Consider the following 13,427-nt stretch of genomic DNA (forward strand, 5'->3'; position numbering starts at 1 on the left):
CCAGCCCCACCAGCCACTTTGAGCCCCACAAGCCACTTCAGCCCCTTTTGAGCGCATCCTCCACCTTCCGTGCCCCGTTTCCTCCCCTTGATCCGATTCGTCCTGACACCCACCGCAACCCCGTCACCACTCCGCGCACCCGATCGTGGAATTCGCGTCTCGTTCGCGTTTGGCGGTTCTGGGCAGTGGGTAGCAAGCGTTCGCGACCCCGCTGTGCGGCGTCCGGTCAACGCGCCGGCGGGGGTCCCGTTGGTCACGCGGGGCGGGTGTGTGCGCATCCGGTCCGCTTTCCCCGGGAGGTCGGGTCCGTCGGGGTGGGCCCGGCCTCCCGACCATGCCTGCCCGAAACCCGCGGGAAGCACCGCTGGCGTGCGCTATCCCACAGCGTCCCCGCGCCCGTGCGACCGGGCGGAACCCGCTGAGTACCGTGAGCCAATCCCGATCAGGGCAAAGGAGCCTCGCTGTGCCGCCCACCACGTTCCAGCACACCGAAGTCCTGCCGCTCGGCAAGGACACCACCACCGAATACCGGCTGGTCACCGCCGACGGCGTCGAGACCGTCGAAGCCGCCGGGCGGAAGTTTCTGAAGGTCGATCCGGAAGCGCTGACGACGCTCGCGCGCACGGCGATCACCGACATCCAGCACCTGTTGCGTACGTCACACTTGCAGCAGCTGCGCGCGATCGTCGACGACCCCGAAGCCAGCGGCAACGACCGGTTCGTCGCGATGGACCTGCTCCGCAACGCGGCCATCTCGGCAGGCGGCGTGCTGCCGATGTGCCAGGACACCGGCACCGCGATCGTCATCGGCAAGCGCACCGAGGGCGTGCTCTCCGGCGGCGACGACGAGCGCGCGCTGTCTCAGGGCATTTTCGACGCCTACCAGCAGCTGAACCTGCGCTACTCGCAGATGGCCCCGATTAACTTCTGGGAAGAGCGCAACACCGGCACGAACCTCCCGGCGCAGATCGAGCTGTACCACAAGGACACCGACGCGACGGACCCGTCGTACGAGTTCCTGTTCATGGCCAAGGGCGGCGGCAGCGCCAACAAAACGTTCCTGTACCAGGAAACGAAGGCGGTTCTGAACCCGAAGCGGCTCGCCCGGTTCCTGGACGAGAAGCTGCGCAGCCTGGGCACCGCCGCGTGCCCGCCGTACCACCTGGCGATCGTCGTCGGCGGCATGTCGGCCGAGTTCAACCTCAAGGTCGCGAAGCTGGCTTCCGCGCGCTACCTGGACAACCTGCCCGCCGAGGGTTCCGAGCTGGGCCACGCGTTCCGCGACCGCGACCTCGAGCAGCAGGTGCTGGAGATGACGCGCCAGTTCGGCATCGGCGCACAGTTCGGCGGCAAGTACTTCTGCCACGACGTCCGCGTGATCCGCCTGCCCCGGCACGGCGCGAGCTGCCCGGTCGGCGTCGCGGTGTCCTGCTCGGCCGACCGCCAGGCGAAGGCGAAGATCACGAGCGAGGGCGTGTTCATCGAACAGCTCGAGCGCGATCCGGCCCGCTTCCTGCCGGACGTCACCGAGGAAGACCTGTCCGACGAGGTCGTGTCGGTCGATCTGAACCAGCCGATGGACCAGATCCGCGCCCAGCTGGCGCAACTGCCGGTGAAGACGCGCCTGTCGCTGACCGGCCCGCTGGTCGTGGCGCGCGACATCGCCCACGCGAAGATCGCCGAGCGCCTCGACGCCGGCGAGGAGATGCCGCAGTACCTCCGCGACCACCCGGTCTACTACGCGGGCCCGGCGAAGACCCCCGACGGCTACGCGTCCGGTTCGTTCGGCCCGACGACCGCGGGCCGGATGGACTCGTACGTCGCCCAGTTCCAGTCCGCGGGCGGTTCGCTCGTGATGCTGGCGAAGGGCAACCGCTCGAAGCAGGTCACCGCGGCCTGCAAGGAACACGGCGGCTTCTACCTCGGCTCGATCGGCGGCCCGGCCGCACGGCTGGCGAAGGACTGCATCAAGAAGGTCGACGTGCTCGAGTACGCCGAACTCGGCATGGAAGCGGTCTGGAAAATCGAGGTCGAAGAGTTCCCCGCGTTCATCGTCATCGACGACAAGGGCAACGACTTCTTCTCCGAAACCAGCGAACCAGTCCTGCAGATCAGCTTCCGCTGATTCCGGCCGACGCCGAGGTCATCCGGGAAACATCCCGCCCAACCGGGCGAGAGTCTTCTCGATGGCCTCGGCGTTGCGCTTGGGAAACCCGAGCAACCGAATAGCCAGCGGCGACCGCGCAGTAGACCAGTCGAAGGTCTCGGTGACCTCGGTGCGCCCGTCCTCGGTCGGCTCGAGCAGCCAACGCCACCGATGCCCGGAGAAGTGCCGCCAAGCAATCAGCCGATTCTCCTCGAACTCGACCACGGTGTTCTGAATCCGGTACGGCGCCCCCATCCGCATCTCCATGCCGAACCGCGCCCCCAACGACAACCGCGCCGGCGCCGACCCCTGACTGGCCCGCACCGTGCCCGACCCGTCAATGAGCGGATGCTGCGCCGGATCGACGAGCAACGCGAAAATCCGTTCCGGCGCCGCAGCAACAACAGCACTGCGCGAAACCTGGCGAGTACCCATTCACGCAGCCTAAGGCCGCACCCCTCCCCCTGCCATCGACGCACACAACAAGTCCACTATGGACTTCCGAAGGAAGTCCAGACCCGCGCCGATGCACCCAACGATCAAGGCAGCCACCCCCCCCCCAACCCCGATACACAGCCAAAAACACGGCGCGGAGGTGCTTGTCAAGGCATCTTTCCCGCCTTGACAAGCACCTCCGCGCCGTAGTCACAATCAGGCTGAGGAGTGGTGGCCAACCTCAAGGCGCAATGTCGCCGCCAGGCGACGAGCCGAACGACCCCCCGACGAAGCCGTCCGACCCCTCACCCCACGACCTCACCGAGGCGGAGACTGCTTCAACACCACAGTCCTCTCCCCCAACGGCGCCCCCAACGGCACCGAAATCACCGGATGCCGCAAATCCATCGTGCACATCTGCCCGGTCTGCGCCTTGGTCTCGCTCAAATCCACCACCACCCGCTGCGCAGACTGCTCCACAGCGGACCCGAGCGCATGCCCGCACCCGCCTTCCTCAGCCCGCACCACGAGCACCTTCCCCCCGCTGTCCGAATAAACCTCCTTGGGAAACGTCTTAGGCAACGCAGCCCCGTCCACCTGTTTGTCCGGAACCCGCACCGCCCCCGCGGGCGGGTTGAACTGGGGCTTGCCCGGCGACGACGGCGGTGCCGAAGCACTGCCGCTCGGCGGCGCAGTCTCGGTCCCGGACGCTGGTGCGTTCGCCATGCTCGTCGGACTGCCGCACGCGGCTGCCATCGTGAGCACCAGTGCCGCGCCCGCCAGTCGTGTCGTTCCGATCAGCTTCGTCGAGTACCTCATGATCCCTGGACGGACCGACCGCCCCGCCGGGTTGCACCCGATCTTCACGGACCGGGTTTCAGCACCAATTCCCGTCCGCCCAGCGGCGCGGCGAGCCGCACCGGCAGCGAAATCTCCCGGATGTGCATGGGACACATCTGCCCGTGCGGCGCCTTGGTGAGCGTCACCAGCACGACAACCTGAGTCGCCGTCTGCTCCCCCGCCTTCGCGCTGAGCTTGTCGCATCCGCCTTCCTCGGCCTGGATCACCACGACCGAGCCGCCCTCGGCGAGCGTGACGTCGTGCGGATAGCCAGCCGGAAGGGCCGAAGCGTTGATCTGCCCGGCCGCAGGCGCGGTGTCCCCCGGCGGCACGCCCTGCGTCGGACGGCTCTTCGGCGGCGCTGAAACCGGCGGCGGAGACACCGACGGCGAAGAAGACGGCGGCGAGGAAACCGACGTCGAACTAGCTGGCGGCCCCGAGGAAACCGGCGCAGCGACGGTTCCGTTGCCCCCGCACGCCGCGACCGTCAGCAGCAGCGCGCTCGCTCCCACGATTTTCCCTGTAGTCCGCATGCAACGCGGACGGAATCGCGCCCCGGAAGGTTGCATCCGGGCGGGAAACTATTTCACCGGGCCGCAGCCTTCCCCCGCACCAGCCCCAGCAGCACCACCCCGGCCAGTGTCACCACCAGCAACAGCACCGTGCTCGCGGACGCGAGAAACACCTGTCCCCGGTCAGTGAGGGAGAAAATGGTCGCCGGGAGCGTCCGCCAGTCGGGCGGGTACAGCATCATCGTCGCGCCCAATTCGCCCATCGACATCGCCAGCGCCAAACCGGCCGAAGCCGACATCGCGGGCAGCAGCACCGGCAACCGCACGCGCACCAGCACCCGCAACGGACGCGCGCCGAGGCTCGCCGCGGCCTGCGCGAGCAGCGGATCAACGCGTTGCAGCGCGGCCGAAACCGTGCTGTACGCGAAGGGCAGCAGGATCATCAAGTGTCCGGCGAGGACGATCCAGCGCGTGCCGTTGAACGCCACCGGCGGACGGCTGAACGCCACCAGCAACGCGAGCCCCAGCACCACCGACGGCACCGCGAGCGGGAGGTGGAACAGCGAATCCGCGATCCGGCGCAGCCGCGGCGGCGCGTGGTCGACGGCCAGCGCGGCCCAGGTGCCGAGCACCACCGAGACCAGCGACGTGATCACCCCGGTCTGCACGCTCACCGACAAGCTCGCGAACGTCTCGCCGGACAGCGCGTCGGCGTAATGCGCCCCGGTGAGTCCGCTGGGCAGCACACCGGTCCAACTACCGGCGAACGACGCCAGCACGATCATCACCAGCGGCGCGGCCACCACCCCGAGGAAAACCACGCCGAACACCAGCCACACCAGCAACCGGCTACGCCGCGTCCACAGCAGCACGACGGCCTCCTCCCCTGACGACGCGCCGGTAAACCGTGTAGAGCACCAGCGACAGCACCACGTTCACCACCGCGACCACGGACGCAGCCGGGAAGTCGAACGTGACGATTCCCTTGCCGTACACCAGCATCGGCAATGTCGAGACACCCTTGGCACCGAGGAACAGCACGATGCCGAACTCGTTCATCGTCAACAGCAGCACCAGACACGCACCGGACGCGAGCGACGGCAACGCTTCCGGCAGCACCACGCGCCACAGCACCCGGCCCGGCCGCGCGCCGAGGCTCGCCGCGACGTCCAGTTGAGCCGACGGAACCTGGCTGAACGCCGCAAGAGCGGGCCGCATCACGAACGGCGTGTAGAAGGTGATCTCGGCGAGCAGCACGCCCCACGGCGAGTACAGAAACCCGGCGGTGCCGAAGACTCCCGCGCCGCCGTAGAGGAAGGTGAAGGCCAGCGCGATCAGGAACGACGGGAACGCCAGCACCGTGTCCACGAGGCGGGCGAGCAGCGTCGCCCCGGGAAACGGGACGAACGCGACAACCAACGCGAGAAATCCGCCGAGCAGCACGCAACCGGCGGTGGAACCCAAGGCCAGCAACACCGTCTGCCACACCGCGCGGCCGAATTCCGGTGACGACAGCACTTGCGTCCACACCGAAAGCCCGAAGCTGCCGTCCTGCGCGGTGAACGACTGCAGGATCACCAGCACCAGCGGATAGCCGAAGAACCCGGCGACCACGATCGCGGGCGGGAGCAGCCAGCCGATCCGGTACCGGCGGGGCCGCGTGCTGCGACGGGCCGGGGCGACCGCGGCGGTGCCGAGGGCGAGGCCGGTCATCCGCCCACCCCCACCAGCGGGCAACCGTCCGGAATGGACACTCCGACCCGGTCGCCGACCGCGGGCAGCACCGGACTGTCCGGCACCTCGGCGCGGATGTCGCACACCTCGTCGGTGAGCCGCAGGTCGAGCCGGTATCCGGAACCGCGCCACTGCACGCCGCGCACCAGTGCCGGGAAGGTGCCCGGTCCGGGTTCGCCGACCGAAATCCGGTGCGGCCGCACGCCGAGCGCCACCGGCCGCTCCGGCTGAAGCGTGCCGGACGGTTCGGCGGACAGCTCGCGCCCGGCCAGCCGGACCGTCGCGACGGTCCCGGCCGCGCGCACCAGTTCGACCGGGATCAGGTTCGCCGCGCCGAGGAAGCTCGCGGTGAACTCGGTGGCCGGACGACGGTAAAGCTGTTCGCACGGACCGAGTTCGACCAGCCGGGAGTCGCGCAGCACCGCGATCCGGTCGGCGAGCGCGAGCGCTTCGCTCTGATCGTGGGTGACGTAGATCAGCGTCGTGTCCGGCAATTCGGCACGCAGCCGCAGCAGTTCCGCGACCATGTCCTCGCGCAGCGCGGCGTCCAATGCGGACAGTGGCTCATCGAGCAACAGCACGTTGGGCCGGATCGCGAGCGCCCGCGCCAGCGCGACCCGCTGCTGCTGCCCACCGGACAGCTCACGGGGATACCGGCGCGCGTACTCGCTCATCCCGACCAATTCCAGCACCTCGCCGACGCGCTTCGCGACGTCCGCCCGGCGCGTCTTCCGCGCCTTCAGTCCAAACGCGACATTGTCGGCGACCCGCTGGTGCGGGAACAGCGCGTAGCTCTGCACCACCACGCCGAGACCGCGCCGGTGGGGCGGCAGATCGGTGACGTCCTGGCCGTCGAGCAGCACCCACCCGGCGCTCGGCCGGAGGAATCCGGCGAGCGCCTTGAGCGCGGTCGACTTGCCGGATCCGGACGGTCCCAGCAGCGCGAGGGTTTCGCCGCGCGCTACCGAGAGATCCAGCGGGGCAAGCGCTTGCGTCGCTCCGAAGTGGACGGATACGCCGCGGAACTCTACTGCCGGAGTCACTGCCCGGTGGCCTTCCGGTACGCGGCGAGGTCGGCGTCGAGACGGCTGAGGACGGAGTTCCAGTCCGGGGTCCAAATGTCCACTCCGGACATCGCGGCGGTGATCTTCTCCGCTTTCGGGCCCTGCGGCTTGACGTCGGAGCGGGCCGGGATGCCGTACGCGTCGCTGGCCTTCGCCTGGGTTTCCGGCGAGAACAGGAAGTCGAGCAGCTTGCGCGCGTTGTCCGCGTGCGGAGCGTTGTTGACCAGACCGGCGAAGTACGGCAGCGCGAAGGTGGACCGCTTGCCCTGCGCGTCGGCCGGGAAGAACACCGAGAACCCGCCGCTCTTGTCGATCTCGGCGAGGTTCATCTGCAGGTCTCCGTTGGCGACCAGGATCTCGCCCTTCGCGACCTTCGGCTGCAGCTTGCCGGTGGACGACGACGGCCCGACATTGTTCGCCTGCAGGCGGCCGAGGTAGTCAAGCGCGCCCTGCTCGCCGAACACGTGCTGGGCCTGCAGCAGCACCGCGGTGCCGTCGCCCGCTTCGCCCGGCGTCGAGTACTGGAGCTTGCCCTTGTACTTCGGGTCGAGCAGGTCGTTCCAGCTCTTCGGGGCCGGATTCGCCTGCTTCGGGTTGTAGATGAAGCTCAGATAGTTGTTCATCATCGCGTAGTAGCGGCCCTGCGGGTCCTTCTGCGCGGCTGGAACCTGGTCGACGCCCTTCGGCGCGGACGCCGCGAGCAGGCCTTCCTTCGCCGCCTGCTGGACGAACGGCGGGAGCGTCACGAGGACGTCAGCCTGGGTGTTGGCCTTTTCCTTGCCCACGCGCGAAACGACCTCGGCGGAACCGGCGGTGACGGCCTGGACGGTGATCCCGGTCTGCTGCTTGAACTCGGCGAACCGGGCGTTGTACCAGTCCTCGAGCCCGTCCGCGGTGTACACGGTGACGGTCTGGTCGCCGGACGCGCCGCCCGCCGTGCCGCCGCACGCGGACAGCAGGCCGGCGAGGGCCGCGACGAGAGCGACGACGGTCGCTTTCCGGATTCTCATGGCTGGGTGGCTCCTTCGAGTACGGCGGGGAGGGCGGAGACGGAGTCGAGAACGTGGGTCGCGCCTGCTGCTTCCAGGTCGGCGCGGTTGCTGGCGGCGGTGAGCACTCCGGCGGCGATTCCGGCGCCGGCGGCGAGACCGGTGCGGACATCGGTGGGGGTGTCGCCGACCACCGCGATGTTGCGGACGTCGGTGACCTGCAGTTTCAACGCGACGGCGAGGATCAGGTCGGGATACGGCCGGCCGCGCACGCCGTCGCCGGGAGCGAGCGCGAGGTCGGCGAGGTCGTGCCAGCCGAGCGCGTCCAGCAGCGCGCGCTGCGTCGTGGGCGCGAATCCGGTGGTCAACGCGACCCGGATGCCGTTCTCCCGCAGGCCGCGGATGGTTTCCTCGGCACCGGGGATCGGCTTGCACTCCCCGGCCGCGACCAGCCGTCCGTACGAGCCCTCGAATTCGGCGTTCGCGCGCTGGGCGAGGTCTTCGTCGCCGAGCAGCGCGCGGAACACGGTGATCTTCGACTGACCCATGGTTTCCCGAACGTAGTCGAGCATTCCGGCGTACTGTTCGTCCTCTTCGGACACTCCGGCGGCGGCGATCGCCGCGGTGAAGGCGCGTTCGACCAGTCCGTCGTCCGCGACGGTGGTTCCGGCCATGTCGAGCACGACGAGTTCGGTGGTCACCAGCCCAGCTCCTTTGCGGTGTCTTCGGCGATTGCGGGCGAGCAGGTCATTCCCCGGCCGCCAGGACCGGTGACGAGGAAAGCGTTGCCGGACAACCGTTCCCGGTGCACCACCGCGGCCGAGTCGGTTGCCTGGGCGTAGACGCCTGCCCAACGGCGGCGGATTCGCGGCAGCGGACGGCCGAGCAGGGCACCCGCCACTTCGGCGAGGTGTTCGTACGGGTCTTCGGTGACGTCGAAGGAGAACGGCTGCGCGTACTCGTGCGTGTCGCCGATGGTGAGCGAGCCGTCGCGGCGCTGCACCATGAGCAGCTGCATCGCGTTCTGCGCGGCGATTTCGCCCTGTGGCTGGCCTTCGTTCATCACGTCGAGCGCGGCGCCGCGGTAGGCCGGGTAGTACCGGAAGCTGTCGCCGTCCGCGACGCTGGTGGGCAACGGCTCGTCGAGAGGTTCGGTCTGCGCCATCTGCAACCGGACCCGCCGCACCGGGATCTCGCCCGCGATCTCGCGGACCAGCCCGCCGAGCCACGCGCCGGTGCAGAACACCACGACGTCGCCTTCGTGGCGCTCACCGTGATCGTCCACGACGCCGTTTTCGGTCAGGTTCCGCACCTCGCGGCCCGGCAGCCACTCGTAACGCCCGCTCGCTTTGAGCGCTTCACGGAGCGCAGGCTGCGCGGTCCGCGGTTCGACCGCCGCGTCGCGCTCGCACCACAGCGCGCCGGTGAAGTTGCCGCGCAAAGCCGGGTTCAGCGCCCGGGTTTCCTTCGCGTCGAGGAGCTTGAAGCCGCGCTCCGCCGCCTCCGGCCCGGCGACGACCTCCTGCGCGACAGCCAGCTCAGCGTCGGTCCGGACGACCGTCAGTGAGCCGTTGGGCCGGAAACCCAGCGCGGGCACGCGTTCGCCGATCCGCTCCCACAGTTCCCGGGCGCGCACCGCCGTCTCCAGCTCCGGACCGGCAGCCCGCCCGCCGACCCAGACCAGCCCGAAGTTGCGGACCGACGCTCCGCGCGCCTCCGGCTCGCGTTCGAGCTGAAGGACTTCGTGGCCGCGTTCCACGGCCTGCCAGGCGTGCTGGGTGCCGAGCACGCCGCCGCCAACGATGAGGATTCGCACGGCCGCAACAGTCGCCGCCCGCGCTCAACGGAGCCTGTCGGCACGGGGAACGCCAGGTGAAGCAGCCTCGAATATTGGACCAGATGAGTTACCGTTCCGTTATCTTCAGAGCCGGCCGACTGCGACGAACACGCAGACCGCCAGGATCACGACATTCGCCGCGACGTTGCGGTACTCCTTCGGGCGGTGTTCCGTGACCGCCAGCCGCGCGTGCCCCGCCATCGCCCCGATCATCACCACGGCCAGGCCGACCGCCGCCCACCCGGTGAGCACCGGGGCGATCCCGGTCAGCCGGGGCAGGATCAGACCGGCCGCCGCGAGGAGTTCGCAGATCGCGGTGAAGCGCACGACCGGCATCGGATAGGCCGCCACCCCGGTTTGCCCCGTTTCGAGCAGCCGCTCGCGCGACATCGCCGACTTCAGCACGCCGGACAAAGCGAAGAGCAAGGCGAGAGCCGCCTGCGCGGTCCACAATGCGATGTCCATGGTTGTCCCTCCGTTCGATGCAGAGGGAACGAACCGGCGGAACGGACTGTGACAGCTACTCGACGCGGCTCAGTCGCGTGACGAAACTCAGCCGGTCCCCGCGGTAAAGCGACCGGACCCGCTCGAACGGCTCGCCGTCCGGGCCCCACGACACGCGGTGCATCAGCAGCATCGGCAGCGCCGGGTTCGTGCCGATGAGCAGCGCCTCGCGGGGCGTCGCGAGGACGGTCTCCACGCGTTCCTCGGCCCCGTCGAAGACGACACCCAGTTCGTCGCGCAGATACGCATACAGCGACTGCTCCGGGTCGAAATCCTCCGGCAGCGTGGGGAACCTGTCGGCGCGGAGGAAGGTCGATTCGAGGCCGACGCGTTCGTCGTCGGCGAGCAGGACGCGTTCCAGGTGGATCACCTCGGCGGCCGGTTCGATCCGCAGGTCGGCGGCCAGTCCGGTGCCCGCGGCGCGGCGTTCGAGCGTGATCACCGTGCGCCCCGGCCGGATTCCTTGGCGGCGCAGGCCTTCGGTGTAGCTGACAAGCGCGAGCGGCTGGACCAGCTTCGGCGCGGCGACATACGTGCCGCTCCCCTGCCGTCGCGACAGCCTGCCTTCGAGGACCAACTCGCCGACCGCCTGCCGGACCGTCGCGCGGGACACCTCGAACCGTTCGCACAGTTCGCGTTCCGTGGGCAGCGCGCTCCCCTCGCCCAGTTCGGCGATGACGGCCAGCAGTTCGACCTTCACCGCGTAGTAGCGCGGCACGCGGCCGTGATCCGGGATGCCGTCGCGGACCGGTCCGTCGGCGGACAGGCGGGACAGCGGCGAAGACGTGGGCACGAGACCCGAGCCTATGCCAGACGCGCGGCGCGTGGTTCGCTGTCTCGCGAACTGACCCCACGGGAGGACCCCGCAATGCCTTTGGCCCGCCGGTTAGGCCTCGCCGACGCCGTATTCATCGGACTCGGTTCGATGATCGGCGCGGGCGTTTTCGCCGCGTTCGCCCCGGCCGCGCGCGCCGCGGGCGCGGGATTGCTGCCCGCGCTCGCCGTCGCCGCGTTAGTCGCCTACTGCAACGCGACTTCTTCCGCCCGGCTTGCCGCGCTGTATCCGGAATCCGGTGGCACGTATGTGTACGGACGCGCTCGCCTGGGTGAATTTTGGGGATACTTAGCGGGTTGGGGCTTCGTCGCCGGGAAAACGGCGAGCTGCGCCGCCATGACGCTGACCGTCGTCGCTTACGCCGCGCCCGGGCTCGGGCAGCCCTGGCGGAGCATTCTCGCGGTCGGCGTGATCGGTTTGGTCACCGGCGTGAACTATCTCGGCGTGCACCGGTCCGCTTTGGCTACCCGGGTGATCGTGTGCATCACCCTTCTCGTGCTTGCCTTGGTCGCGGTTTTCGGATTTTCCGGCCCGCACGTTTCGCCGTGGACTCCGTTTCACGGCGGCGGAGTGCTCGAGGCCGCCGGATTGCTGTTCTTCGCATTCGCCGGTTACGCCCGGCTGGCCACGCTGGGCGAGGAAGTCCGCGATCCAGCCCGCACGATTCCGCGCGCCATTCCGCTCGCTTTGGGACTGACGCTCGTGGTGTACGCCGTGGTGGCGGTGGTGCTGCTGGTGTCGTTGGGGCCGGACGGGATCGGCGCGAGTCCCGATCCGCTCGCTTCGGCCGTGCCGTCGCTGTCGCTCGTGGTTCGTGTCGGTGCCGTGGTGGCCGCGTTGGGATCGTTGCTGGCGCTGGTGCTGGGCGTTTCGCGGACGACGCTCGCGATGGCGCGGGACGGGCATCTGCCTCGGTTCTTGGCCGCGGTGCATCCTCGGTTTTCGGTGCCGCATCGGGCTGAACTGGCGGTGGGCGTGGTGGTGGCGGTATTGGCGACGACGACGGATTTGCGTGGTGCGATTGGGTTTTCGTCGTTCGCGGTGCTGGCTTATTACGCCGTGGCGAACGCTTCGGCGTTGACGCTGCGCCGGGACGAGGGAGCAGCGCCGAAGGTGGTCGCGGCCGGTGGGCTGGCGGGGTGCGCGGTGCTGGCGTTCAGTTTGCCGGTCGCCTCGGTGATCAGCGGGTGTTTGGTGCTGGGGCTCGGAGTGGTGGCGTACTTGGTGCGCCGCCGAGGGGTTGCGCGCTGAGTTTTGGCTTTCTCGCACGGGATTCCGGCTCGTGCGCAGCAGGCGGTGCGCGAAAGTCCCCCTCGCGCCGTCTCCGGCGGGTTACTCCGATTCTCCTACATCCCCAGGTCAAGGCTGCTTTTTCGCGTCGTCTGCGGCGGCGAAATCTGCCGGATCCGGTGAAGAATCCGAAAGATCCGAAGAAAGTTGGTTGTCCACTTACCGCCGCTCTGGTGTAGTCGATTCGTCACGCACGACACCTCCCCGCCCCCGGGAGCGGAAGCTCCACTGTGGACACCGGAAGGACAATCCCCTTGGCCGACAAGCGAAACTTCAGCATGCTCACGCGAGTACTGGCAGGCGCGGCAGCACTCGCGGCCGCCGCCGGACTGGCGACACCCGCCGTCGCGTCGACGCCGCCGTCGCCGGGTGCGGAGCCTCAGGTCGTCGGCGGGACCCGCGCCGACCAAGGGGAATTCCCGTGGATGGTCCGGCTTTCGATGGGCTGCGGCGGCGCGCTGTACACCGACCAGATCGTGCTGACCGCCGCGCACTGCGTCGACCGCACCGGAGCGGACTCGTCGATCACCGCGACGCTCGGCGTGGTCGATCTGCAGAGCTCGAGCGCGAAAAAGGTGCGCTCGACCTACGTCTACCGCTCCCCGACGTACGACTCCACCGGCGGCGACTGGGCGCTGATCAAGCTGGCGAGCCCGGTGAGCGGAATCCCGACGCTGCCGATCGCGAAGAACGCCGACAACAACTCCGGCACCTTCACCATCGCCGGCTGGGGCGCGGCCCAGGAAGGCGGCGCGCAGCAGCGCTACCTGCTGAAGGCCGAGGTCCCCTTCGTGGACGACTCGACGTGCCAGTCCCAGGGCGGCGACTACGCCGACCTGAAGCCGGACGCGGAACTGTGCGCGGGCAAGCTGGACACCGGCGGAGTCGACACCTGCCAGGGCGACTCCGGCGGCCCGATGTTCCGCCGCGACGGAGCGGGCGAATGGATCCAGGTGGGCATCGTCAGCTGGGGCGACGGCTGCGCCAGGGCCCACGCACCCGGCGTGTACACCGAGGTGAGCACGTTCGCCTCCGACATCGCCGCGGCGGCCGGGAAGATCTGACCCCTGCGCCGACGAGCCGGGTGCGGAACTCCGCTGGGGTTCCGCACCCGGTTTGTGCGGCGTTGTGCCGGGCACGTCGCAGAATCTGGCCCCTGCAGTGACGAGCCGGGCACGGAACTCCGCCGGGGTTCCGCGCCTGGCTTGCGCGGCGTTGTCCCGGGCACGCCGCAGAATCTG

General features: G+C 69.2%; 14 protein-coding genes. 3 read left to right on the plus strand and 11 right to left on the minus strand.

Translation table 11 applies throughout. The features are described from left to right. The first annotated feature begins 463 nt into the window (after window positions 1–463). Window positions 464–2,125, plus strand: coding sequence for a fumarate hydratase (locus FKO37_RS37165; protein WP_238607531.1), 1,662 nt, complete (start codon window positions 464–466; stop codon window positions 2,123–2,125). An 18-nt stretch (window positions 2,126–2,143) separates the two neighbouring features. On the opposite strand, the gene FKO37_RS37170 is transcribed toward FKO37_RS37165, so the two are convergent. The 11 genes from FKO37_RS37170 to FKO37_RS37220 form a co-directional block, all read right to left on the minus strand. Then, window positions 2,144–2,581 carry an SRPBCC family protein gene (locus FKO37_RS37170; RefSeq protein WP_037810029.1) on the minus strand — a complete coding sequence of 146 codons (438 nt, stop codon included), beginning with the start codon at window positions 2,579–2,581 and terminating at the stop codon, window positions 2,144–2,146. Window positions 2,582–2,899: 318 nt separating this feature from the next. Then, window positions 2,900–3,400 (minus strand): hypothetical protein, encoded by a 501-nt coding sequence (locus FKO37_RS37175; RefSeq protein WP_235146630.1) that lies wholly within the window; start codon window positions 3,398–3,400, stop codon window positions 2,900–2,902. A gap of 44 nt (window positions 3,401–3,444) precedes the next feature. Continuing rightward, window positions 3,445–3,933 (minus strand): hypothetical protein, encoded by a 489-nt coding sequence (locus tag FKO37_RS37180; RefSeq protein ID WP_238607532.1) that lies wholly within the window; start codon window positions 3,931–3,933, stop codon window positions 3,445–3,447. Between the two features lie 74 nt (window positions 3,934–4,007). Then, on the minus strand, window positions 4,008–4,805 hold the full coding sequence (locus FKO37_RS37185; RefSeq protein ID WP_238607533.1) for an ABC transporter permease: 798 nt from the start codon (window positions 4,803–4,805) through the stop codon (window positions 4,008–4,010). Continuing rightward, window positions 4,783–5,646, minus strand: coding sequence for a 2-aminoethylphosphonate ABC transporter permease subunit (locus FKO37_RS37190; RefSeq protein WP_238607534.1), 864 nt, complete (start codon window positions 5,644–5,646; stop codon window positions 4,783–4,785). The genes FKO37_RS37185 and FKO37_RS37190 overlap by 23 nt, the downstream gene beginning before the upstream one ends. After that, on the minus strand, window positions 5,643–6,710 hold the full coding sequence (locus FKO37_RS37195) for an ABC transporter ATP-binding protein (protein WP_238607535.1): 1,068 nt from the start codon (window positions 6,708–6,710) through the stop codon (window positions 5,643–5,645). Before FKO37_RS37195 ends, FKO37_RS37190 begins: the two co-directional genes overlap by 4 nt. Next, window positions 6,707–7,741: a 2-aminoethylphosphonate ABC transporter substrate-binding protein gene (locus FKO37_RS37200; protein ID WP_238607536.1), complete on the minus strand. Its 1,035-nt coding sequence runs from the start codon at window positions 7,739–7,741 to the stop codon at window positions 6,707–6,709. The genes FKO37_RS37195 and FKO37_RS37200 overlap by 4 nt, the downstream gene beginning before the upstream one ends. Further along, window positions 7,738–8,424, minus strand: coding sequence for a phosphonatase-like hydrolase (locus FKO37_RS37205; RefSeq protein ID WP_238608393.1), 687 nt, complete (start codon window positions 8,422–8,424; stop codon window positions 7,738–7,740). Before FKO37_RS37205 ends, FKO37_RS37200 begins: the two co-directional genes overlap by 4 nt. Next, entirely contained in the window at window positions 8,418–9,536 is a 1,119-nt protein-coding gene (locus FKO37_RS37210) for a TIGR03364 family FAD-dependent oxidoreductase (protein ID WP_134731157.1), read from the minus strand. The genes FKO37_RS37205 and FKO37_RS37210 overlap by 7 nt, the downstream gene beginning before the upstream one ends. A 105-nt stretch (window positions 9,537–9,641) precedes the next feature. Beyond that, the gene (locus tag FKO37_RS37215) at window positions 9,642–10,022 is read right to left on the minus strand and encodes a DoxX family protein (RefSeq protein WP_037810020.1); all 381 of its coding nucleotides are present in this window, start codon (window positions 10,020–10,022) and stop codon (window positions 9,642–9,644) included. 55 nt (window positions 10,023–10,077) lie between these two features. Further along, on the minus strand, window positions 10,078–10,854 hold the full coding sequence (locus FKO37_RS37220; RefSeq protein WP_043829271.1) for a GntR family transcriptional regulator: 777 nt from the start codon (window positions 10,852–10,854) through the stop codon (window positions 10,078–10,080). Between the two features lie 75 nt (window positions 10,855–10,929). Here FKO37_RS37220 and FKO37_RS37225 point away from each other — a divergent pair, with 75 nt between their 5' ends. Then, window positions 10,930–12,147, plus strand: coding sequence for an APC family permease (locus tag FKO37_RS37225; RefSeq protein ID WP_238607537.1), 1,218 nt, complete (start codon window positions 10,930–10,932; stop codon window positions 12,145–12,147). A gap of 293 nt (window positions 12,148–12,440) precedes the next feature. Continuing rightward, the gene (locus FKO37_RS37230; protein WP_043829269.1) at window positions 12,441–13,250 is read left to right on the plus strand and encodes a trypsin-like serine protease; all 810 of its coding nucleotides are present in this window, start codon (window positions 12,441–12,443) and stop codon (window positions 13,248–13,250) included. Window positions 13,251–13,427 lie beyond the last annotated feature (177 nt).

The organism is Amycolatopsis sp. Poz14 (genome assembly GCF_006704225.1).
GTDB lineage: Bacteria > Actinomycetota > Actinomycetes > Mycobacteriales > Pseudonocardiaceae > Amycolatopsis > Amycolatopsis nivea.

Coding starts and splice junctions, on each gene's coding strand:
- FKO37_RS37170 (WP_037810029.1), bottom strand. CDS start 2,581: ATGGGTACTCGCCAGGTTTCGCGCAGTGCTGTTGTTGCTGCGGCGCCG.
- FKO37_RS37175 (WP_235146630.1), bottom strand. CDS start 3,400: ATGAGGTACTCGACGAAGCTGATCGGAACGACACGACTGGCGGGCGCG.
- FKO37_RS37190 (WP_238607534.1), bottom strand. CDS start 5,646: ATGACCGGCCTCGCCCTCGGCACCGCCGCGGTCGCCCCGGCCCGTCGC.
- FKO37_RS37200 (WP_238607536.1), bottom strand. CDS start 7,741: ATGAGAATCCGGAAAGCGACCGTCGTCGCTCTCGTCGCGGCCCTCGCC.
- FKO37_RS37215 (WP_037810020.1), bottom strand. CDS start 10,022: ATGGACATCGCATTGTGGACCGCGCAGGCGGCTCTCGCCTTGCTCTTC.
- FKO37_RS37225 (WP_238607537.1), top strand. CDS start 10,930: ATGCCTTTGGCCCGCCGGTTAGGCCTCGCCGACGCCGTATTCATCGGA.